Source organism: Pseudomonas sp. AC193 (genome assembly GCF_979258075.1).
Map to the genome: position 1 here is coordinate 5,134,399 of NZ_OZ409832.1, position 25,535 is coordinate 5,159,933.

Here is a 25,535-nt window from a genome sequence, read left to right on the forward strand (position 1 = left end):
CGCGAGCAAGCCCGCTCCCACAGGAGAATGCATTTCACATGTGGGAGCGGGCTTGCTCGCGAAGAGGCCCTCGGGACAGCGAGAATTTATCAGGCAATCACCCCTGCCACTTGCCCCCTTCAACAATCACGCTCTCAGGCTTGGTGTCATCGCTCAGTTCTTTACGCACGTATTGGTCGTACAGCTTGAGCAGATATTTCTCTTCACCCAACTTCGTCAGCTCGGTATTCACCCAGTCACGCAGTTCGATATTGCCCTTCTTCACCGCCGGTGCAATCGGCGCTTCGGCACCGAGTTTGTCGTCCAGCACGCGATAGCCCGGGTTCTGCTTGGCCCAGCTGAACAGCACCAGATTGTCCTGCGCATACGCATCGCCGCGACCATTGGCCAGGGCTTGCAGCGACTCGGAGTTTTTCTCGAACTTCAGCAGTTTCCAGTCCGGGTGATTCTTGGTCAGCCAGATATCGGCAGTGGTGCCGGTGGTGACGATGGTGGTGCGGGTCGCCAGGTCATCCAGGTTTTTCACCGAGCTGCTCTGCGGCACCAGCGCCTGCACTGCAACCTTGAGGTTCGGATTAGTGAATTCCACCGCTTCTTTGCGCTCAGGCGTGACGGTCATGTTGGCGAGGATCAGGTCGACCTTGTCGCTTTGCAGAAACGGAATGCGGCTCGCCGGTTCGACCGCGACGAATTCGACCTTGTTTTCATCGCCGAGCAGATCCTTGGCGAAACGACGGCCGATGTCGGTATCGAAACCCACGTAGCGCCCCGCTTCATCGACAAAACCGAACGGCGGCTTGTCGGTAAACACGCCGACGATCAGTTTGTCGCGGGCCTTGATCTTGTCCAGATAACCGGCCGGCGCGGTGCTTTCGCTGGCGACTTTCGGCTTTGGCGGTTCTTCGGTTTTGCTGCAACCGGCAAGCAAGGCGAGGCTCAATAGGGGCAGTAAAAAAGCGGCAGTTTTCATAACAGTTCCAGTTCCTTTGTCGGATTCGTTTTGGGCAGTGTTGCAACGAAGGAGAACTTCTCCAGAAACTGCTGCGCGCGTGCGGTTTGCGGGTTCGTAAAGAAAATCTCGGGTGGGGTCTGTTCAAGGATGCGCCCGGCGTCCATGAACACGATGCGGTCAGCCACCGCGCGGGCGAAGGCCATTTCGTGGGTGACGATCAGCAGGGTCATGCCCTCACGGGCCAGGCCCTGAATGACCTGCAAAACTTCCTTGACCATCTCCGGATCAAGGGCGGCGGTGACTTCGTCGAAGAGCATCACGCGCGGGTTCATGCACAGCGAACGGACGATGGCGATGCGTTGCTGCTGCCCGCCGGAGAGCTGACGCGGGAAGGCATCGCGCTTGTCCAGCAGACCCACGCGTTCGAGCAACGCTTCGGCTTGTTGCTGCGCTTCGCGACGCTGACGCTTTTGCACCTTGAGCGGGCCGAGCAGCAAATTATCGAGCACGCTCATGTGCGGAAACAGGTGATAACTCTGAAACACCATGCCGATCTGCTGGCGGATATCGCGCCAGTCGGTGGCCTTGTCGAGCAGCTCGCGGTCGAGAAATTTCAGGCTGCCGCTGTGGGCGACTTCGAGGCCATTGAGGCAACGCAGCAAGGTGCTTTTGCCGCAGCCGCTGGGGCCGAGGATGACGATCACTTCACCGCTCTGCACTTGCAGATCGATGCCGTTGAGCACCTGCTGCTCGCCGTAGAATTTGTTGAAACCGTGAAACTCGATCAATGCGCTCATGCTTGCGTCCAGCGCCGCTCCAGCACGCGCGAAGCGGCCGACAGCGGGTAGCAGATGAAAAAGAAAAACAGAAACAGCACGCCGTAGATCAGCACCGATTCGTAGGTGCGTTCGATGATCTGCTGGCCGACCTTGATCACGTCCACCACACCGATCAACACCGCCAGCGAACTGGTCTTGATGATCCGCGTGTAGACGTTGACGGTCGGCGGCGTCATGCGTTTCAGCGCTTGCGGCAGCAGCACGTAGCCATAAAGTTGCGCGGCGTTCAGACCAATCGACAGCCCCGCTTCACGCTGCCCGCGCGGCAACGAATGCAGCGCACCGCGCGCCACTTCGCCGACCTCGCTGGCGCCCCACAGCGACAGCACCAGCACCGCGCACCAGAAACTCGGAATGCTCAGGCCAAAGAAAATCGGCAAGCCAAAGAACAACAGGTACAACCAGACCAGCACCGGGATCGCCCGGAACAGCTCCAGATACACCCGCAGAATCGCGTTCAACCACGTCACGTTCAACGTGCGCAATACACCGTAGAGCACGCCGCCGACGGTGCTGATGGCGATGCTCAGAAACGAGATCGACAAGGTTTGACCGGCGCCTTTGGCCAGTTGCGGCAACGATACCCAGAGTAATTCAAGACCCGAACTGGCCATGCTGGAGCCTCCTTTCCAGACGGCTGAGCAACAGCGACAGCGGCAAGAACAACAGCACGCAGATCAGCGTCAGCACGGCGAGCATTTCGTAGGTTTTGTAATAGAGCGCGATGTAGCTCTTGGTGGTGTAGAGAATTTCCGGCACCGCCACCGCCGAGACCACGGTGGTTTCCTTGAGCAGGAAAATGAAATTGGCGAACAGCGACGGCAGGCTGAGAATCCCCGCTTGTGGCAGGATCACGTAGCGCAGCAACTGGCCGTGGGACAGGCCGATGGAGCGCCCGGATTCCAGTTGCGCCTGCGGCACCGCGTCGACGCCGGCGCGCAGCACTTCAGTCAGATAGGCGCCGCCGAGGAAAGTCATGGTGATGATCGCGGCGGTGAAACCGGACACCTGAATCCCCACTGCCGGCAAAGCGAAGTAGACGAAAAACAACTGGATCAGCAGCGGCGTGTTGCGCGCCAGTTCTACGTACAGGCCGACCAGTTTTTGCAGGTACGGCGTGCGGAACACCAGAATCGTCGCGTTGAGCAGCGCCACCACCAGCGAGGTGCCAATGGCGATGAAACCGACCTGCAGCGTCACACCCACGGCTTTGAGAAACGCCGGCAGCGTGCTGAGAATAAAAGCGTAATCGAAGGTCATGAAGCGTCCTGGACATCGCTCGGTAAGCGACGGTCGTGCAGTCCATGGACAGCGGGTGGCTGTCCGGCAGGCACTGACTTTATAGGTATAAAAACAAGAATTTAAATACCGTTAAAGCATATTGATATCACTCAAAAAACTATCCTGTCGGTTTGCCGGGAAGGAATAAGAAGGCTATTTTTCCTTGCGCTGTAGGACGGATCTTTTTTTGATTCAGGCCCTCCAAGGACGCACAGCTTTTGGCCAGACTCCTCGGCCGAAACCAATTACAAGGAAGAGAACATGGACGTAAAAGCGCCGCAGCGGCTGGATCCGCAGGAGATTTTGAAATTGTTGGTGGCGTTGAGGCGGGCGTTGAAGGCTCAAGTGGCCTGAGAATCAGGAGCACCCTCACCCCAGCCCTCTCCCGGAGGGAGAGGGGGCTGACCGAGTTGTCTTTCGTCAAACATCGACCTGAAAGATCAAGTCGATTATGGATTCAGCAGAGTTCTTTCACGTCGGCGTACTTCTACGACATCCCCCAATCAGTCCCCTCTCCCCCGGGAGAGGGCTAGGGTGAGGGGCTTTTCTAACGCACACAAAAACGCCGATGCCCATCACTGGCCATCGGCGTTTTCACACCTTGAAGGGGGTGGTTCAAGCGTCAGATCAGAACGCCGGCAGTACCGCGCCGTTGTACTTCTTCTCGATGAACGCTTTCACTTCCGGGCTGGTCAAGGCTTTGGCCAGTTTCTGGATCGCGTCGCTGTTCTTGTTGTCCTCACGGGCCACCAGGAAGTTCACGTACGGCGAGTCAGCGCCCTCAATCACCAGCGCATCTTTCTGCGGGTTCAGCTTGGCTTCCAGCGCGTAGTTGGTGTTGATCATGTCCAGATCAACTTCCTTCAGAACGCGTGGCAGCAGGGCCGATTCCAGTTCCTTGAACTTGAAGTTGTGCGGGTTCTTGGCGATGTCTTTCGGCGTTGCCAGAGCGTTTTTCGGATCTTTCAGCTCGATCAGGCCAGCCTTCTGCAGCAGGATCAGCGCACGGCCGCTGTTGCTGCCTTCGTTCGGGATAGCGATGGTCGCGCCGTCTGGCAGTTCAGCCAGGGTTTTGTACTTGCTCGAGTAACCACCGAACGGTTCAACGTGCACGCCTTGCACAGTCACCAGGTACTTGGATTTGTCGTCCTTGTATTTACCTTGGTTGAAGCTGTTCAGGTACGGCAGGGTCTGGAAGTAGTTGGCGTCCAGACGCTTCTCGCCCACTTGCACGTTCGGCTGAACGTAGTCGGTGAAGACTTTGATTTCCAGATCCACGCCTTCTTTGGCCAGGGTCGGTTTGATCAGCTCAAGAATTTCAGCGTGCGGCACCGGCGTTGCGGCAACCACCAGTTTCTCGCCAGCGTTAGCCAGGGAAGCCGTCAGAGCAGCCGCCAATGCGGTAAACAACAGAACCTTTTTCATGCAGTGTCCTTATCGAAAATCGGTCGTCATCGACGACGGCATCTAATACGAGTGCCAGTGAAGTGATATCGCTGGCGTGGGTCGGACAATACCGGGATTTTATATTCCCGGACAATAACGTTTATTCACGTTGATATTCCATTTTGTTCATACACGCGGTTTAGACGTGTAGGAGCTGCCGAAGGCTGCGATCTTTTGATTTTCAATAAGTTAAAACGTCGAAAAGCCAGATCAAAGGATCGCAGGCTGCGCCAGCTCCTACAGGAGGCCGGCGTTTTTCAGGAGCTGTTTGAGGGCGGCCTGGTCAGTCGTGGAGCCGGTGGCGATGATCTGGTTAATCTGGGATTCGATCTGCGTCAAGAGCGGCGGTAGGTTCAGATGCTCCGGCAGAATCTCGTCGCCCGTGCTCACCAGCAACGCAAAATGAATGACGTTTTCCAGTTCGCGGGTGTTGCCCGGCCAGCTGTGTTGTTCGAGCACGTGTTGCGCCGCTTCGCTGATCAGCGGCACCGGCAGGTCGAGGCGCTGGCTATAGATGCCGAGGAAATACTCGGCCAGCGAAAGGATATCGCCGATCCGCGCGCGCAACGCCGGCAACTCGAGATGCCCTTCGCTGAGATAGTGATAGAGCCGCTCGTGGAATTTCCCGGCATCCACCGCTTGTGCCAGATCAATGCTGGTGGCCGCGACCAGGCGCACGTCCACCGGGCTCGGTTGATGCGCACCGACGCGAGTGACCTCGTGGTTTTCCAGAGCCGCGAGCAATTTGATCTGAATCGGCAGCGGCAGATCGCCGATTTCATCCAGGTACAACGTCCCGCCGTTAGCCGAACCGAACCACCCCGCGCGACTGCTAGCCGAGCCGCTGAACGTGCCGGCGGCATAGCCGAACAATTCGGCATCGGCGTAGGTCGGGCTGATCGCGCCGCAATTGACCGAGACGAATAAACCGCTGCGATCACTGGCGCGATGGATATGGCGGGCGAGCAATTCTTTACCGGTGCCGGTCTCGCCACGGATCAATACCGAGATCGAGCGCGGGGCCAATTGCTCCAGCTCTTCGCGCAACTGGCGCGAGCGTGGATCGACGAACACCAGCGCTTTGGCGCGGATGCTCAGGGGGCTTTTTTCTGCATCGGGAAAGGTCAGCAACGGCTGACCGAAAGTGTCGAAACTCATGGCAGACTCCCGCCCAAAACCGCCGGGAGACGGGGGCGATCAAAGAAAAAACAAATCAGGCGCGACGGCGAGCGTGGTGTTCCATACGGTTTTGCAGGCGATAGAGATAAGCAAAACCCTGCTCCCAACGCTGATGCCCGGACTTGACGTTAATGTGCCCGGCACCGGCGAGAATCCCCGCCTCGGCGCCCCAGTTGCGCGCCAGTTCCATGGCACGCGGCGCACTCACGGCCGCATCGTTGTCGGAGCTGACGACCTGGCTTGGAAACGGCAGCAGATCTGTCGGAATCGGTGCGAAATTGCGCAGCGCGGGTGCGCAGGCCGGACGTTCGACATCCGCCGGCGCGACCAGCAAGGCGCCGCGCACCTGACGCAGGTATTGCACGGGCGCAGTGGCCGCCCAATGGGCAACGGTGACGCAGCCGAGGCTGTGGGCGATGAGGATGACCGGCGTGCTGTCAGCTGCAATTGCCTCGGCCAGCGCGGCGACCCAATCTTCACGACGCGGCGTCAGCCAATCGGCCTGTTCGACCCGCGCACTGTTCGGCAGGCTGTTCTGCCAATGGCTTTGCCAATGATCTTCCGGCGATCCTTGCCAGCCCGGCACAATCAGATAGCGAATTGATTCGTTGCGCATGGGGAGCTCTCCTGCGTGTCTGTTCCTGAAGGAGTATAGGGAGGGGATTTATATTCGTTAAGGAATAAGAAGCTATTTATTAAGACCTGAATTGAATATGAGATTTGTGCATGGCTTGAAATCTTTTCCCCCTCACCCCAGCCCTCTCCCCCAAGGGGGCGAGGGGAAAGGGAGCCGATCTTCATGCCGTTCATATCCTGAGTTCGACTCGATATCCCACGTCGGCGTATGTCTACCAAACACCTCGATCAGTCCCCTCTCCCTCCGGGAGAGGGCTAGGGTGAGGGGCTCTTCCCACAGTAGAAATAAAAAAAGGGCCGCACCCTGCCAAGGAGACGGCCCCGGAAAAACGTAAAGCCTGTTACCGCGCCGTGATCACCGACAACTTGGTAATCCCCGCCCGCTCAATCGAAGCCATCGCTCGCGCCACTTCGCCGTAATTCACTCCGTCATCCGCCTGCAATTGCACGCGCACTTCTGGATCCTTGGCCTTGGCCGATTTGAGGTTGAATTCCAGCAAGTCCGGCTGAATCTCATCCTTGTTGATAAACAGTTTGCCGGCACCGTCGATGCTCACCACCAACGGATCCTTCTGCTCGACCGGCGCCACCGCCTCAGTCTTCGGCAGGTTGATCGGTATCGCGTTGGTCAGCAGCGGCGCGGTGACGATAAACACCACCAGCAGCACCAGCATTACGTCCACCAGCGGGGTCACGTTGATCTCGCTGAGTACCTCATCACTGTCTTGCGTGGAGAAGGCCATATCAGGACGCCTCCTTCACTTTTGCCGCGTTGCCCTGCGCTGCAACCTTGTGCGCGGTCGGGTGAATCAACACGCGGAACGAGCTCTTTTGCGCCAGGCTGTAGAAGTCGTGGGCGAAGTCATCCAGATCCGCCGCCGTCAGTTTCAGACGACGTAAAAAGTAGTTGTAAACCAGCACCGCCGGTACCGCGACGGCGATCCCCACACCTGTGGCGACCAGTGCCGCACCGATCGGGCCGGCGACCGTTTCCAGGCTCGCCGAACCGGCCGCGCTGATGCCTTTCAACGCTTCCATGATTCCCCACACCGTGCCGAACAAACCAATGAACGGCGACGTACTGCCAATACTGGCGACTACTGCCAGACCGGTTTCCAGCGAACGGCGTTCGCGGACGATCTGCTGACGCAAGGCGCGCTCCAGTCGATCCTGATGGTTGATCGCCTGGCTCAAATCCGTGGCCTGTGGCGCCTCACCCACTTGAATCGCTGCGTAACCAGCCTGCGCTACTCGCGCTGCAGCACCGGGTTGCGTCTCGCTCAATTCAGCAGCGGAATCCAGACTCGACGCCGCCCAGAAGCGTTTGTGAAACCGGCGATCCTGCGCCTTCAGACGCCCGAACTGCACAGCCTTGAGCAATGCTAGGCCCCAGGTGGCGACGGAAAAAACCACCAGCAGCCAGATCACCGCGCTTTCGATGGATTCCAGTGGAGATGCCAGTAACGTCATGATGTATTCCCTCGTGTAAACATTTCGCGCGAATTTGGTTTCGGTTTAATGAATCTTGAAATCGATGGGCACGCTGACCCAGCCGTCCTGGGCGACATCACCCTGCTTGGCCGGGACGAAACTCCAACGTTTCACGGCGTTCAGCGCCGCATCGTCGAGCTGTTGCCGACCACTGCTTTTTGCTATCTGGATCTCACCCGGTTTGCCGCTGGCCAACACATGCACACGCAGCAACACCGTGCCTTCCCAACCGCGACGCTGAGCCAGCGACGGGTATTCCGGCGCCGGGTTTTTCAAGTACGCGGCGTTGGCCGAGGCCGGGGTTACCGGAGCCGGCGCCGGTGGTGCAGGTGGCGCTGGCGCAGCGACTGGAGCGACCGGTTTAGGCGGCGCCGGTGGTTGCTCGACCGCTTTCGGCGCCGGTTTCGGTGGCTGTTTAACCACCGGTTTCGGCTTTGGAATTGGCTTCGGCGGCGGTGGTTTTACTGCAAGCTCGTCCTCAACCGGCGGCGGTGGTTCGACCACAGGCGCTGGAGGTGGCGGCTCGACAACCGGTGGCGCTGGCGGAGCCGGGCGCGAAAACTCGATGGTCATCGGTGGAATTTCTGGCGGCACGATTGGCAGCGTCGGCGTCGGCTGCTGGTTGATCCAGTAGATCACCGCGCCATGCGCCAACAACGCCAACACACCCAGCAGGATTGCCTCGCGCCGACTCAAGATGCCTTTGGGGGCACGCTGCAAACTTTGCTGCCCCAACGGCACACGGTGCGGCCGGCCAAGATCGACCAGTTCGCCACTCGGCGTCTGACGCCACAGCAATTCCTCTGCGCTGGCGGCGGTCTGGACATTGCCCATTGATTCACTCCCTGCGGTCTTTTTTGCGTTCTCTTTACCAAGCCGTCGATTCGCCGTTTGTTGAAGCCCCCACCGCGATCGATGGGTGAATCATTGGCTTAGACGCTTATCTCCGAAAGTAATCTTTAACGTTATCCATAGGCTTTTATGGAATATACGAGCTGATCACTTTCACCAAAGCCACGGCCCATAAGGGCTGTAGCCATGTGGTGAAAACAGCATGCTTTTCAGGCATTGAAAGTATTCGCGCAACGCATCAACAAAGACCCGATGCGCGCCTCGACTAGCGACTGGCGTTGGTCTGCTGCACGCCCACCACCGGTGCAATCACAGCGGTTTCGGAGCGCGGCGTACCCTGCGGCACCCAGTCGTAACTCACAGGTAACGCGCGATACACCCAGTTGCTGACGGCATCGCTGCCCGGGGCTTTGCCCAGATACGGGCTGACGTATTCCCAGACGTTTTCGCCGCTGGCCGTGACCTGGAAAAACCGTCCGTTCATGCCTTCATCAATCAACGTATTGCCGTTGGGCAAACGCCGCGCACTGCTAATGAACGAGCTGTAAAACGCCCACCCCGGCTGCTTCGAATTGGCGGCGCTGTACTGCCAGACGATTTCGTTTTTTACCGGATCAATTTCCAGCACTCGCGAGCCGGAAATCAGCCCGAGGGTGACGTTCGGATAACCCGCCGAACCCTGGTTGTCGAACACCAGCACATTGCCCGCGCCCGGTAGCCCGGCCGGAATGATGTGGGCGTCATGCTGACCGACAAATTGATCGACCGGACGAGGGAGCGCCCGCGCGGTTTTCGGGCTGGCCAAGGGCAGATTCGGCCCCAGACGCCAGACCACTTTGCCGCTGCTTTTTTCGATGATTGCGATGAAGTTGGCGTTGCGCGAATCGAACAAAAGATTGTCGGGATTGAAACGCTTGTCACCGGCATCGAACCACTTGTTCGGCCCGACTACGCTGAGGTTATTGATGTGCAGATAGTCCGCATCCTCGCTGCCGCGCACCAGTTTCAATTGCTCTGGGGTGAAGCCGAATTCGTTGAGGTGCTCCGACGCCAGCCATTGCCATTTCACCGCACCGTCGGGGCTGACTTCATAGATCGCATCGTCGATCACCTCGGGGACTTTGAAGCCTTTGATCGGGTGCACTTTGTTCGCCAGCACCACAGTGTTGCCGTTGCTCAACCGGCGTTGATCGTGATGCTGCTGCGCCGCACCACCGGGCGCCTTGTCGCCCCACTGCCAGACGACTTTGCCATTCCAGTCCAGTTCGCCGACGCTCTGATTGCCCAGGCCATTGCCGGCCGAACCGAGTTTGCCGGGTCCTTGTCACTCAGTTGCAGCAGGACATGCCCGCGCTCGCCGCCGACCAGTTTCGGGTCGATGATCGCTGAAGGAAAACCTGCCTGCGGCCAGTTCTTGACCTCGTTGCCGTTCATGTCGATCAGGTGCGTCTGCTTGTCGGCGCCGCTGAAAATCACGTACTGATTGAAGGCTTTGTCCGGGTCGTAACGGGTGACGCCGGTCGGGTAAACGCTCGGTGCGGCGAAGGCGCCAGCGCTAAACACCGCGCCGGACAACAACAGCGGAAAAGCCGTTTTGATGCGCAACATGATGCAGCTCCTTGAATGACTTATCAGAAGTCGTAGCGACCGGTGACGCCGAGGGTTCGCGGTGTGCCGAGCAGGCCTTCATAGCCGCCGTTGCCGCCCGTCCACAGGGTCGTGTAGTAGGTTTTGTCGAAGGCGTTTTTCAGCCACAGCGAGATGTCCCACTGCCCTTGGTTGAAGTCGCCGCGCAGGCCGGTGGAAAGGTTGACCACCGCGTAACTCGGGATCTGCCCATAGTCGGAATCCTCGACCGTGCCGACGGCTTTCGAGCGGAAGGCATAGCTGCCGGTGACGTACGGTTCGAAGCCGTTATCGAGATTCCATTTGTATTCGCCGTTGGCGTTGCCGATCCATTTCGAAGCGCCGACCACTTGGTGACCGCTGAGGTCGCAAGAGGCTGGGGCACCCGGTGCCTGGCTGATTTCCGGCGGGCACGGCGCGTCTTTGTAGGAGAGGTAGCTGACGTCGTTGAAGGAGCCGTTGAAGTTCAGGGTCAGGCCGCGCAGCGGGATCACCGTGCTTTCAAACTCGACGCCGCGCGAGCGTACGGAGCCGGCGTTGGTCAGGTATTGCACGCGGTTGACGTCGTCGTAAGCGTTGGTCTGATAGGCGTTGACCTGTGTCCAGAAGACGTTGGCGTTGAGCTGCAAACGACGATCCCACAGCGTGCTTTTGAAACCGAGCTCCGCGTTGTTTGCGCGCTCGGTGCCGATCAACAACGAGTCGGCGCCGGCGGCGGGTGCAGAGCCGACCGAGAGGTTAACGCCACCGGATTTTTCACCGTGGGACACGGTCGCGTAACCGAGCACATCGTCGGTGATGCGATAGCTGAGGTTGAGCAAACCGGACGGGCTGGAACTGTACTGATTCAAATCGCCGGAATCGTAGGCGCCGGCACGACCGCGCCGCGCCGTTGCCGCTGCACCCGTCACCGCCGCGCCACCGACCGGCGCATCGCGAGTGACCCAGGCGTTCTTCTCTTCATAAGTGCCGCGCACACCAGCGGTGAAATCCAGGCGCTCGGTCAGATGCCAGGTGCCTTGGGCAAACAGCGCAAAACTGTCGGTCTTGATATGGCCGTTGCCGACGCTGCCAATGTTGGCCAGCGCACCGGCCGGCGTGCCGTTCCAGATGTCCGCTTGCGGGCCGTAATAAGCGAAGGATTTGTTGTCCAGATCGTTGCCGAAGTAGTAGGCGCCGACGACGTAATCGAAGAACTCGCCCTTGGGCGACGCCAGGCGAAATTCCTGTGAGTACTGTTTGTCTTCTACCGAAACACCAGCGTTGTAAGTCGACGCGACGTTGAGACCATCGTCATTTTTCGGGGTGAAATTCCAGAAGCGATACGAGCTGATCGAGGTCAGGGTGAAATCGCTCGGCAGTGCCCAATTGGCTTCAACCGAGGTGCCGCCCTGATGCACGGTGACGTGTTGATCGCTGTCCAGATTGACCTTGCGGTGCGAGCCGTTGACCAACGTTGCCCCGGCCGCCGCTGCCCGCGCCGAATAGAGATTGACGCCGTTGATGGTCGGCCCGGTGTCGTACAGCACGCGGGTGCCGGCACTGGAATCCTCTTCGTTGTAGTCGCCGATCCAGCGCAGGTTGAAGTCTTCATTCGGCTTGAACAGCAACTGGGCGCGGAAGCCATCGCGCGAGCCGCCGTTCAAATCATGGCCGTTGTATTCGTTCTTGATGTCGCCGTCACTGCGTGTGCGATACGCCGAAAAACGTCCGGCCAGCTCATCGTTGAGCGGCCCAGAAATCGTGCCTTTGGTTTGGAAATAACCGTCTTCGCCGACCGAGGTTTCGATGCTGCGCTCAGGCGTGAAGGTCGGCGCGCGGGTGCTGATATTGATCACCCCGGCGGTGGTGTTTTTGCCGAACAGCGTACCCTGCGGCCCACGCAAAACTTCGAGCTGTTCGATGTCCATCAAATCGAACACCGCCATGCCTGGACGGCCGAGATACACGTTGTCGATGTACAGCCCGACGCTGCCTTCCAGACCATCGCTCGCCGGGTTATTGCCCAGGCCTCGGATCGACACGCTGGACTGCCGCGCATGCATGTAGGCGACGTTGACGCTCGGCACCAGTTGCTGCAAATCCTGAATCCGGTAAACCCGTTGCGTCTCCAGATTCTGGCCGCTGACCACGCTCATTGGCGTCGGTACATCCTGCGAACTTTCTTCGCGGCGGCGAGTGGTCACGGTCACGGTTTCCAGCTGCGAACTGTTGGCCGCCGGTTTGCCTGCGGGTACCGGCGTCGGGGTTTCCGTTTCGGCGGCGTAGCTGTGAGTCCAACTGGCGCTCCCTGCCAGCAACAAGGCCAGAGGCAGGCGTTTGAGCCGTCGTGGTGTTAAGGGTGACGCTAGGTTCAACGGACTCATGGCGCGGCTCCTGGTCAAAAAACACACAGACATCTTCAGCGCTGCATATTCTTTTAAGTTATTTATTTATGGATTTACAAATATTTACTGCATAAGAGAATGCCTTTATAAGGAGTCGACCTAATGCATATCCAATGCATTTCCCGGATATTTTTTATGTGAAAAATGCATATCGACTTGCGACAACTTCGTCACTTCATCGCCTTGGCTGAGCAACGCAGCTTCGTCGCCGGCGCGCAGGCGGTGAACCTGTCGCAGTCGGCATTCAGCCGCAGCATTCAGGCGCTGGAGCACAGCGTCGGCTGCCAGTTGGTCGATCGCGGGCGCAAGGAATTACCGCCGACCAAACAGGGCCAGGTGCTGCTCGAACACGCGCGGCGGCTGGTCAGTGGTGCGCAGCAAATGGCCAACGAGATCAGCCAGTTCAATGGGCTGGAGGCAGGGGAATTGCGCTTCGGTTGCGGGCCGGCGCCAGCGGCGGGTTTGATCCCGCGCGCAATTGGCAGCTTCATCGGTCGCTACCCGAAAGCGCGGGTGCAGTTTCAGGTCGATGATTGGCAGAGTTTGAGCAAACGCTTGTTGAGCGAAGAGTTTGAGTTCTTCGTTGCGGACACTCGGCATTTCGAGGCGGATCCGGATTATCTGACGCATCGGTTGCGCCCGCGTAAATGGCATTTCTGCTGCCGCGCGGGGCATCCGTTGGCGGCATTTGATCGAGTCACCGCCGAGCAATTGATGAGTTATCCGCTGGCGGTGAGCATCCGCCCGCCGAACCTGCGCAAGGTGATTGTCGACCTCAGCGGCCGCCCGGATTTCACCCCGAATGTGGAGTGCGAAAACAGCTCAAGTCTGCTCAGTGTGGTGCTGCGTTCGGAGGCGATCGGGATTGTCGGCGCGTATTCGGATGCCCTGCATCAGGCCAAGGGTGAGCTGGTGTGTTTGCGGGTTGAGGGTTTGGCGGATGATCTGGAGGAGCTGTATACGCGCTATGGGATAGTCAGCCGCGCGGGGTATCGGTTGTCGCCGTTGGCGGAGGCGATGATTGAGCAGATCAAGGTGATTGATGCGGTGGATGAGGAGGTGTGTTCGCTGGATAGACTTGCCGTCTGATCGACCGCCTTCGCGAGCAAGCCCGCTCCCACAGAGGAACGCATTTCAAATGTGGGAGCGGGCTTGCTCGCGAAGGCTGCTGCGCAGGCACCGATGCACTCCCTGCATAAACCCCATTCCCCAAATGCACTTGCCGAACACCCCCACCGAAAGCGAAAACCCTCGCCTGTCCCACTGACCGGTGAATCCCATGCCCACCCCGCCAAACCCCGTGCGCAACGTGCTGTACATCATGTGCGATCAACTGCGCCGCGATTACCTGTCCTGCTACGGCCACCCACATTTGCACACGCCGAACATCGATCGCCTCGCCGCCGCCGGCGTACGTTTCAGCCGCGCCTACACCCAAGGCACGATCTGCGGCCCATCGCGGATGTCGGCCTACACCGGGCGTTACGTCAGCAGTCATCAAGTCGCCTGGAACGCCGTGCCGCTGCCGCTGGAAGAACTGACGATCGGCGATTACCTGCGCCCGCACGGCATCCGCACTGCACTGGTTGGCAAGACTCACGCAACGGCGAACGTGGATGCCTTGCAACGTCTGGCGATCAACCCCGAGAGCGAGCAAGCCGAAATTCTCAACGAAGTCGGTTTCGAACCATACATGCGCCACGACGGCATCTATCCCGACGATCCGCTGTTCGATGACAAACGCGAATCTGCGCCCTACACCCATTACCTGCGTGAACAGGGCTTCGACGGCAAAAATCCCTGGCACGACTGGGCCAACGCCGCCGAAGGCGACAACGGCGAAATCCTCAGCGGCTGGCAAATGCGTCATTCGAAATTGCCAGCACGAATTCCCGAGCAGCACTCAGAGACTGTCTACACTACAAATCGAGCCATCGACTTCATCACCGAGCAAGGCGAGAAATCGTGGTGTTTACACCTTTCCTATATCAAACCGCACTGGCCCTACATCGTACCAGCGCCGTACCACACCTTGTACAGTACGAAATCGATTCTCGAACCGATCCGCGCGACGCCCTCCGAAGCCAGCAAACACCCCGTATACACTGCCTTTCGCCAGCATGAGGAAAGCCTCAACTTCTCCCGCGATTCAGTACGATTGACTGTAATCCCCACGTACATGGGCCTGGTCAAGCAAGTCGATGATCAACTCGGGCGTCTGTTCGATTTTCTGCAGAGCAATGAGCGTTGGGATGACACGTTGATCGTGTTCACCAGCGATCACGGCGACTTTCTGGGCGATCACTGGCTCGGCGAGAAGGAGTTTTTGCTGGAGCAGGCGGTGGGCGTACCACTGATCGTGCGCGACCCTCGGGCGGCGGCGGATTCCACGCGCGGCACGGTGGATGATCGGCTGGCGGAAACCATTGATGCGTTGCCGACGTTTCTTCAAGCGCTGGGATTGCCGGCGGCGGAGCATCGACTTGAGGGTCGTTCGTTGATCCCGCTTCTGCACGGAGAGAATCCGGACTGGCGCCGCTATGCGATCAGCGAATACGACTACGCGTTTCAGGCGCCTGCGCGGGAGCGACTGGGCCAGCCGATCGATCGTTGCCGCATGACCATGGTGCGCAGCGAACGCTGGAAATACCTGGCGTACGACGGCTTTCGGCCGCAGTTGTTTGATTTGCTGAATGATCCGCAGGAGCTGCGTGATTTGGGCGAGGATCCGGAATTCGCGGCGGTGCGCGAGGAGCATGCAGGGTATTTGTTTGAGTGGGTGCGGGGGTTGAAGCGGCGCACGACGATCAGTCATCAGGAGATTGATGGGCGTGGTCAGCGGTTTCGCTACGGTGAGCCGGAATCCGAGAAAGTCGTTCAGATCGGCGTTTGGTGATTCCGGTAGGAGCTGCGGCACGCTGCGATCTTTTGATCCTGATCTTCAAATCAAAAGATCGCAGCCTCGTTTCACTCGACAGCTCCTACAGGTATCGAGTCCGATCAGACGCCGACGATGTCCGCGCCTTTGATAGTCTGGCTACGCTGCCCGTTCGCCCCCACCGGCACCTCACCCTTCAACGTCACCCGACGCACCACCCGATCCTGAGTCCCGTAATCATCAATCGCATAATGCTGCGTCGAACGGTTATCCCAGATCGCCACATCACCCGCCTTCCAGCGCCAGCGCACAGTGTTTTCCTGACGGATCACATGGCTCTGCAAAAGCCCAAACAAATGCGCCGAATCAGCCTGCGAGTAACCTTTGATGCGTTTAACGAAATGCCCCAACAACAAGCTCTTCTCGCCGCTGATCGGGTGCACGCGCACCACCGGGTGCTCAGTCTCGTAAACAGTCGATGTGAAGACCTTGCGATAGCGCTCCAGCTTCTCTGCCGACACGTCCGGTTTCGCACTGGCGTAGTCGTACTCGTTGCTGTGCACGGCGACCAGTTTATCGGCCAGTTCGCGCAGCTCAGTCGGCAAGCCGTTGTATGCCGTCGCGGTGTTGGCCCACAGGGTGTCGCCACCGAAGGCCGGGGCCACCACCGAGCGCAGGATCGAGGCTTTCGGATAGGCGTCGACGAAGGTCACGTCGGTGTGCCAGGAGTTGGCGCGCTGACCTTCAGCGCCGTCCAGTTCGAGCAGATAACGCGTGCCTTCACGGGACGGCACGGTCGGGTGCGCCACCGGTTCGCCGAGCAAATGAGCAAAGGCTTCCTGACGCTGATCGTCGAGCTGAGTCTGTTCGCGGAAGAACACGACTTTGTACTGAACCAGCGCCTGTTGAATGGCTTCGACGGTGGCGGCGTCCAGTTCACCGGACAAGTGCACGCCACGAATCTCGGCGCCGATACGACCGGCCACCGGGTGAATTTCCAGCGCGTGGACAGCGGGTTTTACTGCGAGTGCGGCATTGCTCATGGGTAGACCCTCATCGACTGCTTATGGTTGGGCGGCAGCGAAACATTGCTCTATCTATATTCCATTTACATCTAATAGATATTCACATGCTTCGTTGACGGAATAAGAGCTTGCATTTAAAACCTCTAGCAACCCTCGTCGCAAATGCCTTCGAGCTATTTTTAGGATGCCGGAAAAGCATATGGATCTTCGCCAGTTGCGCTACTTCATCGCCCTCAACGAACACCGCAGTTTTGTCCGTGCGGCGGACGCGATGGGCATCACTCAACCGGCGTTCAGCCGCAGTATTCAAGGGCTTGAGCAGGAGTTCGGCTGCGTGCTGGTGGATCGCGGCAACAAGGATTTACGCCCCACCCCCGAAGGCCAAGTGGTGCTGCAACACGCCCTGAGCCTGGTACAAGGCGCGGCGATGCTCAGCGCGGAAGTGACGCAGATGACCAAGCTTGATGCCGGCGAAGTGCACTTCGGTTGCGGCCCGGCGCCGGCGGTGAAACTGGTGCCGGATGCAGTGGCGCAATTCATCAATGCGCACCCGAAAGTGCGCACCTGTTTTCAAGTGGATAACTGGGAAAAACTCAGCCGCGCGCTGAGCCGTGAAGAGATCGAATTTTTCATCGCCGACATTCGTCATTTCGAGGCGGATCCGAACTTTCAGACGCAAGCTCTGACGCCCAAGCGTGGAGTGTTTTTCTGCCGTCCAGGGCATCCGTTGTTGGCCAAGGAAAGCCTGTCGACCAACGACATGTTCGACTACCCGCTGGCGACCACGCGGATCCCGCCGGGCATTCGTAAACTGCTGGCGAATCTCAGCGGCAGGATCGATTTTTCGCCGACCATCGAGACCGAGCATTTTCCGGCGCTGGTGAAAGTGGTGCTGCAATCGAATGCGATTGGCGTGGGCACGGAGGAGGCATTTGTCGAGGACATTGCCAAGGGTTCGCTGGTGCTGCTGCACTGGCGTAATTTGCCGCAGAACCTGGAGAGCATGAATGCGCGTTGCGGGATCGTCAGCCGTACCGGGTTTCGGCTGTCACCGGCGGCGCGGGCGATGATTGAGACGTTGGTGGCGGTGGATCGAGAGGAACATCGCGTCGCTGTTTAGGACACTTTCCGCGAGCAGGCTCGCTCCCACAGGGAATCGCATTCCAAAATGTGGGAGCGGGCTTGCTCGCGAAGAGGCCCTTTAAAGCAATAAAAATTCAGAGCTTGGCCGCTGCCAACCCAGGCGCCACCCATTCATTAACCTTGAACGGCTTGCGAATCAGCCTTTGCTGCGCCGCCAGATCGACCTTGTCCTGCAAGCTACCCAAGAACGCCGGATCCAGCGTCGACGGGAATACCTCGCTCAGTTTCTGATCTTTCAGATCTTCAGTCAGAATCACCGGCGGATAACTCGCCAGCCCTGACACCAACTGCACGTACGCATCCTTGTTGCTGTCCTGCGTCAGCCATTCCACGGCCTGCTGCTGCGCCTTTAACAACTTCGCCACCACTTCCGGATGCCCATCAACAAACTTGCCGCTGCCCACCAACACCGACTGCACACTGCCGGCCCCGCCCAAATCCTTGGTGTTCAACGGCAACTCGGCCAAGCCCTTGATTTGCAATGCCGCCAACCCGGAACTGCCCCACGACGCATCAATCTGCTTCGCCGCCAGTGCAGCGGTCGCGCCGGTGAAGTCGAGGTTGATGACCTTCAGATCCTTCTCGCTCAAGCCCTGACTGGCCAGCGCCGCGTCAAACGACAACTGCGTCGCGGTGCCCTTGAAGATCGCCACACGCTTGCCCTTCAGATCCTGCAAGGTCTTGATCCCGGAACCCGGCACCACGCCGAGATACTGCTTCACCCCACGTGCACCGGCATTTAGCAGCCGCGTATCGAGGCCGTTGGACTTGCCAATGATCGCCGCCAGATCCCCGAGATACGCCAGATCAACCTGACCATTGGCAAACGCCTCATTGATCACCGGCCCCGCACCCTTGAAGAAATTCCACTGAATCTTGATGCCCTGATCGGCAAAGGCCTTTTCGAAGATCTGCTGATCACGCAGCACGTCGACCACACCGCCGCCACTGTGTTGAGTGCCGGCGCTCAGATCAGGCACGGCGATGCGGATTTCCTTCAGCTCATCGGCCTGCGCCGTCAGCGTGAGAAAACCCGCCAGCGCCGGGGCGGCAAACAGGCTGATGACACGTTTGAAAGGAAGGTTCATGGGTGCGGCTCCTTGATCAATACAGGCGTTAAGGAGCCGAAAGTAGGCCGAAGCAACACCTTCGCTTAAATACTATAAATGCACATTTTTATAGCTTTTAACGCTAAGCGAACAACGCCGGGGCTTACAGCGGCGTATGCATTAACAGCATCGAAAATATTCTTCGAATGCATTGGATGCCTGTGGGCTGGAGGCCTTAAATGGCGCTGCTTATCTCTTTAAATACGTTTTTAACTACTGCTTATAACTTTTCGTTTGTAGCTAATACCGCTAAAGATCGCAGCCTTCGGCAGCTCCTACAGGGGCAACGCAATCCCATGTAGGAGCTGCCGAAGGCTGCGATCTTTTGATCTTGACTCGATCTCGATCCAACCCGACAACGGAGGTCACCCATGGCCCGTCAATCTCTGCTCAGTTTGCCGCTGCCAGCGCCACCGCTGAAAAGCCGACGCTCCTGGCCCAGCATCAACCAACGCCTGTTGCCATGGCTGCTGCCCATCAGTCTGTTCGCTCTATGGTGGCTGGCCGCGCGCAACCAATGGATGAGCGAGCAGATCCTGCCGGCGCCGTCGCTGGTGTGGAGCAGCGCCGTCGAGCTGTCGCAAGGTGAGCTGTGGAGCCATTTGTGGATCAGCCTGCAACGCTTGTTCTGGGGTTTGCTCGCAGGGATTTCCGCCGGTGCAGTGCTGGGTGCTGCGCTGGGTTTCAGCCGCCGTCTGGAGCGTCTGATTTTCCCGACCTTCGCCGGTCTGGCGCAGGTGCCAACGCTGGCGTGGATTCCGCTGTTCATGGTGTTTTTCGGCATCGGCGAAGTGTTGAAACTGGTGGTGCTGATCAAAGCTATCGTCGTCCCGGTGACCTTGCACACGCTGGTCGGCGTGCGTGACGCTCAGCCGAAACTGCGCGAAGCCGCTGCCGTGTTGCGACTGCCACCGCGCCTGCTGATCCGTCGATTGGTGCTGCCCGCCGCCCTGCCCGCGTTCATGGCCGGTGTGCGTTTGGCGCTGGCCGCTGGCTGGACATCGTTGCTCGCAGTCGAGTTGCTCGCCTCCAGCGAAGGCATCGGTTACCTCATGGTCTGGGCGCGCCAGCTGTTCATGCTCGACATCGTTTTCGTGTGCATCGTGGTGATCGGTTTGATCGGCGTGGCGATGGATCGCGGCATCGGTCTGCTGGATAAAAAACTGGTGCACTGGCCGCACCCGGCCACTGCAGAAATTCGTCGCGGCCCGCGCTATGAAGGCTGGCAGCGTTTGCAACCGTGGCTGCTGCCGCTGGGCTTGCTCGCGCTTTGGCAACTGGCGAACGATCAACAGTGGGTCGATCCGAATATTCTGGTGAGCCCGCTGGCCGTGCTGATTACGGCGTGGGACGGTCTGCTCGATGGCACGTTGATCAACGGCATGGCCCTGAGCCTGGGTCGCACCCTCGGCGGGTTGTTGTTGGGCGGCGGACTCGGTTTGGCCCTCGGCTTGCTGCTGGGCTTGTCACGCACCAGCGAACGTGTGCTCGGCCCGACCCTCGCCGCGCTGCGTCAGATCGCGATTTTCGCCTGGGTGCCGCTGCTCACCGCGTGGTTCGGTTTGGGGGAACTGGCGAAGTGGGTGTTCGTCGCCCTCGCCGCATTCTTTCCGCTGTTTATCGCCACGCAACGCAGCGTCGCCAACCTTTCGCCGCAACTCAACGAAGCCGCACAAGTGCTGCGCCTGAGCCTTGGTCAACGCCTGCGCAGACTGGTGCTGCCAGGCGCGGCACCGGGGATTTTCGCCGGTCTGCGCCTGAGCCTGATCTACGCCTGGCTCGGCACCATCGGTGCCGAATATTTCATGCCGTCCAACGGCGGCATCGGCAGCCAGATGATCGGCGCGCAACAACTGCTGCGCATGGATCTGATCATGGCGTGCATGCTCTTCGTCGGCCTCACCGGCGCCCTGCTCAACCTTATTGGCCAACGCCTGGAAATTCGCGCGACCCGCTGGAGACACGCATGAACGCACCCATTGTCAGCTTTACCCACGTAGGCAAATCCTTCGACGTCGACGGTTTCGAACTGGAGGCGATTCGCGAATTCAACCTGGACATCGCCGAGGGCGAATTCGTCGCCATCGTCGGTTCCAGCGGCTGCGGAAAATCCACCTTGCTGCGTTTGTTGGTGGGTCTTGATACGCAATTTCGCGGGCAGATCACCGTCGATGGCAAAGCCGTCAGCGGCATCGGCGGCGAGCGCGGCATTGTCTTCCAGGAACACCGTTTATTCCCGTGGTTGACCGTCGCCGACAACATCGGCCTCGGCTTGGTCAACGAGCCGCTGAGCGCGGCACAAAAGCAAAAACGCATCGACGATTTCATCGATCTGGTCGGCCTGCGCGACTTCACCCGCGCCTATCCGCACCAACTCTCCGGCGGCATGGCGCAGCGCGTGGCGATTGCTCGCGGCCTCGTCGCCAGCCCGCGCATTCTGCTGCTCGACGAGCCCTTCGGCGCCCTCGACGCGCTGACCCGCCAGCAGATGCAGGACGAGCTGTTAGCGATCCGCAATCGCGCGAAGATCACCACGATCCTCGTCACCCACGATGTTGAAGAAGCGATCTTCCTCGCCGACCGCGTGGTGGTGATGGAGCCGCGTCCGGGGCGGATCAAGCAAGTGGTCGACATCGCCCTGCCCCATCCGCGCCAGCGCAGCAGTTTCGACTTCCATCAGTTGCGTGAAGAACTGCTCCACGAACTGACCAGTGATGACCATTACCAACCGAGCGTGCCGGTGCAGATCCGCGATCTGCCGCTGACGTTCATTGCCTGCTGAACAGGAGTTTCGCAATGCCGCAACGTCCCAATTTTCTGGTGATTCTGGCCGACGATCTCGGCTTCTCCGACATCGGTGCGTTCGGCGGCGAAATTGCCACGCCGCACCTCGATGCCTTGGCCAACAACGGCCTGCGCCTCACCGATTTTCATACCGCGCCGACCTGCTCGCCAACCCGTTCGATGCTGCTCACCGGCACCGACCACCACATCGCCGGCATCGGCACCATGGCCGAGACGCTGACCCCGGATCTGATCGGCAAACCGGGTTACGAGGGTTACCTCAACGACCGCGTCGTCGCGCTGCCCGAGCTGCTGCGCGAGGCCGGTTATCAAACGTTGATGAGCGGCAAATGGCACCTCGGCTTGAAAGCTGAACTGGCGCCGCATGCGCGCGGTTTCGAGCGCTCGTTTTCGCTGCTACCGGGCGCTGCCAACCACTATGGTTTCGAGCCGACCTACGATGAGCAAACCCCCGGCCTGCTGAAATCGACCCCGGCGCTGTACATCGAAGATGACCAGTTTCTTGACGAATTGCCGAAGGATTTCTATTCCTCCGATGCCTTCGGCGACAAGTTGCTGCAATACCTCAAGGAGCGTGATCAAACCCGGCCGTTCTTCGCTTACCTGCCATTCTCCGCGCCGCACTGGCCGTTGCAGGCGCCCGCTGACATCGTCGAGAAATACCGTGGCCGCTATGACGCCGGCCCGGAAGTGTTGCGCCTTGAACGGCTGGAAAAACTCAAAGCCCTCGGCCTGATTGAGCCAGACGTCGAGCCGCATCCGCTGATTCAGTTGACCAAACAGTGGGACGCGTTAAGCGACGAGCAAAAGCAGATTTCCGCGCGGGCGATGGAGGTCTACGCGGCGATGGTCGAGCGCATGGACTGGAACATTGGCCGGGTCGTTGATTACCTGCGCCAGCAGGGCCAACTCGACAACACCTTCATCCTGTTCATGTCCGATAACGGTGCCGAAGGCGCACTGCTCGAAGCGTTCCCGAAATTCGGCCCGGAACTGGTGACGTACCTCAGCCAGCATTACGACAACAGCCTCGACAACATTGGTCGGGCCAACTCTTACGTCTGGTACGGGCCGAACTGGGCGCAGGTGGCGACTGCGCCGTCGCGGCTGTTCAAAGCGTTTACCACCGAAGGCGGGATTCGCGTGCCGGCGCTGCTGCATTATCCGCAATTAGCGATCAAAGGGCAGATCAGCCATGGCTTCGGCACGGTGATGGACATCACGCCGACGATTCTCGATCTGGCCGGTATGCGTCATCCGGGCAAGCTGTGGCACGGCAAACCGGTGGCGCCATTGCGTGGCAAATCGTGGCTGGGATTCTTGTCGGGCGAGACCGCGCAGGTGCACGACGAGCACACGGTGACGGGTTGGGAATTGTTTGGGCGAAGGGCGATTCGGCAGGGATCGTGGAAAGCGGTGTGGATCCCCGGGCCAGTGGGGCCGGCGACGTGGCAGCTGTATGATTTGAGCCGTGATCCGGGGGAGATTCATGATCTGGCGCTGAGTCAGCCGGAGAAGCTCAGCGCGCTAATCGGGCATTGGCAGCAGTATGTCGAAGAGACCGGGGTGATTTTGAGTGAGTCGCCGTTTCAGCCGGATTGATGCTGCCTGAAATACCGCATTCGCGAGCAGGCTCGCTCCCACAGGGAACCGCATTCTAAATGTGGGAGCGAGCCTGCTCGCGAAGAGGCCTTTGCAGTCAACCGTTATGCCTGAGCGATACGCACCTCTTCCTGCGCAACCGCATCTTTGCGAACAAACCGGTTCGCCCGTCCAAACGTCCCAAAATCATTAAACCTCACCCCCATTTCACGCATCACCTTATGCGCCACCGGCACGGTCATCTGGCGGATATAAAACGGTTCCTTCACCACAAAATGATGAATCCCGTGGCTACTGCCAAAGTTGAAGCAGAACGCCTGCAACGGCCACAGCCACCAAGGGTTGAGCACCTGACACTGCTGCAGCACATTGCCCAGTTCAACATCGCCGTAGTAATGCATGTTCGAGCTGATGAAGTGCAGGCAAAACGTACGCAAAACATTCGGGCCGATGATCACCACAGCGGCGATATCGATCACCTGCATCACCGACAACGTCGTCGCTGACCATTCAATCGGCGCGCCCAGCAGATACGCAATGCCATTGGCCGCATGAAAACCGAGAAACACATACCACGCACCCCAATGCACCAGCGCCAGCGGCGCGTACACCTTCAACGTGCGTTTGATGATGCTGAACTTGTGCGCCCAGGTCTTGGCTCGCAGCATGCGGATGAACGCCGACATCACGTTGTCGCCAACCATCAGCAAGCGCGCAAAACCCCATGGCTCACCGTTGGTAATCGCGCGTTCTTCCATGTCGGTTTCAGTGCCGGAAACCTTGTGGTGATTGAGGTGCAGATGCCGACGAATCCACGGATTGATCGTGCTCGGCCGCGCCAGCCACACCAGGCCCATCATCAAATTGTGCGGCACGCGCTGCTTGCGGAAATACATGCTGTGGATCAGGTCGTGCTCCAGCTCATGGGTCAGCGAAGCAAAAAAAGCATTGAGCAACAGGCATGCCCACCACGCCATATGGCCGGTGATGTACAGCGTCGCAGAGCCGATCATCCCGATCAGGGCAAAGGCCAGAATCCCCGCCCCAAGCGCATCCTGATGCTTGAGAATCGGGTAGCGCTCACGCAATTCGACGCCTTTAGCCAGCACCACTTCGCGAATATGTGCTGATCGCTGGGCCGCATTGTGTCGTTGGGGACTTGCAGAAGTACCGTCCATGCTTCCATCCTCGGGTTTATGATGTTCGCATCGTGCCTCGCCAGTGCTTCAATTGTGGTAGCCGAGAACGCCAACCTGTTGACCGGAAGCGCCAATCAGCATGAAGGAACCGACCTCCCTCGCCAGCTGGACCCGTGCCTTGCGCAAACAACTCGATGCGCTGGGGCTGGACAGCATTGCCCTGTGCCAACAGGCCGGGCTTGATCCAAATTTGATGGACGACCCCAACGCGCGCTATCCACTGTCCGGGACCACGCGCCTGTGGGAAATCGCCGTGCAGGTCAGCGGCGACCCGGCGATTGGTCTGCGCGTGTCGCGGTTCGTCAGCCCGACCACGTTCCATGCCCTCGGTTATGCGCTGGTCGCCAGCGGCAGTTTGCGTGAAGTGTTTGAACGCATCGTGCGCTATCACCCGGTGGTCAGCGATGCGCTGGAGCTGGAACTGAGCCGCAGCGACGACCGCTATCAATTCCGTCTAAAAATTCCGTCAGGCAATCCGGCGCCAGCCTTCGAAGCCATCGACGCGTTCACCGCGATCTACGTGCGCACTTGCCGCAATCGCCTCGGCCGCGATTACGCGCCACTCGCCGTGTATCTGCGCCGTCCGGAACCAACCGACGCGCACCAATGGCACAAAGTCTTCCGCGCCCCGGTGCATTTTGGTTGTGCCGAGGATCGTCTGGAGTTCGCCCTCGTCGACTTCGACAGCCACCTCGACGACGCCAACCCGGAACTCGCTGAACACAATGAGGCAGTGCTCAAACGCACCATGGCTCAGCTCCAGCCGCTGACCTGGGAGCGCAAGGTGCGCGATGCCATCGAAGAACAATTGCCGGAAGGTGAGCCGAGCGCTGAGCGTATTGCTCAAGCGTTGCATTTGAGTTTGCGCAGCTTGCAAAGGCATCTGGCGGATGAGGGTTGTCGCTTCGACACACTGCTCAACGAGAGCCGCGAGAACCTGGCGCTGTTGCACCTGCGGGATCCGCAGTGTTCGTTGAGTGAGGTCAGTTATTTGCTCGGGTTCGCCGATACCAGCAGCTTCAGCCGCGCGTTCAAGCGCTGGACGGGGATGACGCCGGGGCAGTTTCGCGATGGGTTGCGTTGAT

General features: G+C 59.1%; 21 protein-coding genes and 1 pseudogene. 7 read left to right on the forward strand and 15 right to left on the reverse strand.

The annotated features are described in order from the left end of the window. Positions 1–97 precede the first annotated feature (97 nt). The 12 genes and pseudogenes from ACZZ0D_RS23105 to ACZZ0D_RS23160 form a co-directional block, all read right to left on the reverse strand. Complete coding sequence (locus tag ACZZ0D_RS23105) at positions 98–970, reverse strand: transporter substrate-binding domain-containing protein (RefSeq protein WP_212546434.1); 873 nt, start codon at positions 968–970, stop codon at positions 98–100. Then, the gene (locus ACZZ0D_RS23110) at positions 967–1,749 is read right to left on the reverse strand and encodes an amino acid ABC transporter ATP-binding protein (protein WP_212550004.1); all 783 of its coding nucleotides are present in this window, start codon (positions 1,747–1,749) and stop codon (positions 967–969) included. The genes ACZZ0D_RS23105 and ACZZ0D_RS23110 overlap by 4 nt, the downstream gene beginning before the upstream one ends. Then, on the reverse strand, positions 1,746–2,405 hold the full coding sequence (locus ACZZ0D_RS23115) for an amino acid ABC transporter permease (protein ID WP_463554378.1): 660 nt from the start codon (positions 2,403–2,405) through the stop codon (positions 1,746–1,748). The genes ACZZ0D_RS23110 and ACZZ0D_RS23115 overlap by 4 nt, the downstream gene beginning before the upstream one ends. Then, positions 2,386–3,051 carry an amino acid ABC transporter permease gene (locus tag ACZZ0D_RS23120; protein WP_053116495.1) on the reverse strand — a complete coding sequence of 222 codons (666 nt, stop codon included), beginning with the start codon at positions 3,049–3,051 and terminating at the stop codon, positions 2,386–2,388. Before ACZZ0D_RS23120 ends, ACZZ0D_RS23115 begins: the two co-directional genes overlap by 20 nt. Before the next feature lie 648 nt (positions 3,052–3,699). Further along, positions 3,700–4,497 (reverse strand): MetQ/NlpA family ABC transporter substrate-binding protein, encoded by a 798-nt coding sequence (locus ACZZ0D_RS23125; RefSeq protein ID WP_007918708.1) that lies wholly within the window; start codon positions 4,495–4,497, stop codon positions 3,700–3,702. A 258-nt stretch (positions 4,498–4,755) separates the two neighbouring features. Beyond that, positions 4,756–5,676 (reverse strand): sigma 54-interacting transcriptional regulator, encoded by a 921-nt coding sequence (locus tag ACZZ0D_RS23130; protein WP_463554379.1) that lies wholly within the window; start codon positions 5,674–5,676, stop codon positions 4,756–4,758. Positions 5,677–5,731: 55 nt separating this feature from the next. Then, complete coding sequence (locus ACZZ0D_RS23135; RefSeq protein WP_053116493.1) at positions 5,732–6,313, reverse strand: alpha/beta hydrolase; 582 nt, start codon at positions 6,311–6,313, stop codon at positions 5,732–5,734. A 361-nt stretch (positions 6,314–6,674) separates the two neighbouring features. Next, positions 6,675–7,076 carry an ExbD/TolR family protein gene (locus tag ACZZ0D_RS23140; RefSeq protein ID WP_003220570.1) on the reverse strand — a complete coding sequence of 134 codons (402 nt, stop codon included), beginning with the start codon at positions 7,074–7,076 and terminating at the stop codon, positions 6,675–6,677. A gap of 1 nt (position 7,077) precedes the next feature. Next, positions 7,078–7,803, reverse strand: a complete 726-nt coding sequence (locus ACZZ0D_RS23145) for a MotA/TolQ/ExbB proton channel family protein (protein ID WP_053116492.1) — start codon at positions 7,801–7,803, stop codon at positions 7,078–7,080. A 45-nt stretch (positions 7,804–7,848) separates the two neighbouring features. Next, complete coding sequence (locus tag ACZZ0D_RS23150) at positions 7,849–8,658, reverse strand: energy transducer TonB (RefSeq protein ID WP_400646103.1); 810 nt, start codon at positions 8,656–8,658, stop codon at positions 7,849–7,851. 283 nt (positions 8,659–8,941) lie between these two features. Further along, positions 8,942–10,284, reverse strand: a pseudogene (locus ACZZ0D_RS23155) (aryl-sulfate sulfotransferase). A gap of 23 nt (positions 10,285–10,307) precedes the next feature. Then, positions 10,308–12,668 (reverse strand): TonB-dependent receptor, encoded by a 2,361-nt coding sequence (locus tag ACZZ0D_RS23160; protein WP_159811973.1) that lies wholly within the window; start codon positions 12,666–12,668, stop codon positions 10,308–10,310. Between the two features lie 165 nt (positions 12,669–12,833). Between ACZZ0D_RS23160 and ACZZ0D_RS23165 the strand changes: the two genes are divergently transcribed. Then, positions 12,834–13,778: a LysR family transcriptional regulator gene (locus ACZZ0D_RS23165; protein WP_400646099.1), complete on the forward strand. Its 945-nt coding sequence runs from the start codon at positions 12,834–12,836 to the stop codon at positions 13,776–13,778. Positions 13,779–13,968: 190 nt separating this feature from the next. Continuing rightward, positions 13,969–15,585, forward strand: coding sequence for an alkaline phosphatase family protein (locus tag ACZZ0D_RS23170; RefSeq protein WP_463554380.1), 1,617 nt, complete (start codon positions 13,969–13,971; stop codon positions 15,583–15,585). A 104-nt stretch (positions 15,586–15,689) separates the two neighbouring features. On the opposite strand, the gene ACZZ0D_RS23175 is transcribed toward ACZZ0D_RS23170, so the two are convergent. Next, positions 15,690–16,610: a TauD/TfdA dioxygenase family protein gene (locus tag ACZZ0D_RS23175; protein WP_053116486.1), complete on the reverse strand. Its 921-nt coding sequence runs from the start codon at positions 16,608–16,610 to the stop codon at positions 15,690–15,692. Positions 16,611–16,791: 181 nt separating this feature from the next. On the opposite strand from ACZZ0D_RS23175, the gene ACZZ0D_RS23180 reads away from it, so the two are divergent. Beyond that, a complete protein-coding gene (locus ACZZ0D_RS23180) occupies positions 16,792–17,712 on the forward strand; it encodes a LysR family transcriptional regulator (RefSeq protein WP_053116485.1) in 921 nt (306 codons plus the stop codon). Positions 17,713–17,809: 97 nt separating this feature from the next. Here ACZZ0D_RS23180 and ACZZ0D_RS23185 read toward each other — a convergent pair whose 3' ends face one another. Next, entirely contained in the window at positions 17,810–18,823 is a 1,014-nt protein-coding gene (locus tag ACZZ0D_RS23185; RefSeq protein ID WP_463554381.1) for an ABC transporter substrate-binding protein, read from the reverse strand. A gap of 392 nt (positions 18,824–19,215) precedes the next feature. Between ACZZ0D_RS23185 and ACZZ0D_RS23190 the strand changes: the two genes are divergently transcribed. From ACZZ0D_RS23190 to ACZZ0D_RS23200, 3 genes are read left to right on the forward strand one after another with little or no spacing between them, the layout of a single operon-like run. Beyond that, entirely contained in the window at positions 19,216–20,814 is a 1,599-nt protein-coding gene (locus ACZZ0D_RS23190; RefSeq protein WP_212546321.1) for an ABC transporter permease, read from the forward strand. Further along, entirely contained in the window at positions 20,811–21,626 is an 816-nt protein-coding gene (locus ACZZ0D_RS23195; protein WP_053116482.1) for an ABC transporter ATP-binding protein, read from the forward strand. Before ACZZ0D_RS23190 ends, ACZZ0D_RS23195 begins: the two co-directional genes overlap by 4 nt. 14 nt (positions 21,627–21,640) lie before the next feature. Then, positions 21,641–23,251: an arylsulfatase gene (locus ACZZ0D_RS23200; protein WP_463554382.1), complete on the forward strand. Its 1,611-nt coding sequence runs from the start codon at positions 21,641–21,643 to the stop codon at positions 23,249–23,251. 104 nt (positions 23,252–23,355) lie between these two features. Here ACZZ0D_RS23200 and ACZZ0D_RS23205 read toward each other — a convergent pair whose 3' ends face one another. Beyond that, positions 23,356–24,429 carry a fatty acid desaturase gene (locus ACZZ0D_RS23205; RefSeq protein WP_282355922.1) on the reverse strand — a complete coding sequence of 358 codons (1,074 nt, stop codon included), beginning with the start codon at positions 24,427–24,429 and terminating at the stop codon, positions 23,356–23,358. Positions 24,430–24,529: 100 nt separating this feature from the next. Between ACZZ0D_RS23205 and ACZZ0D_RS23210 the strand changes: the two genes are divergently transcribed. Beyond that, complete coding sequence (locus tag ACZZ0D_RS23210; protein WP_053116479.1) at positions 24,530–25,534, forward strand: AraC family transcriptional regulator; 1,005 nt, start codon at positions 24,530–24,532, stop codon at positions 25,532–25,534. Position 25,535 lies beyond the last annotated feature (1 nt).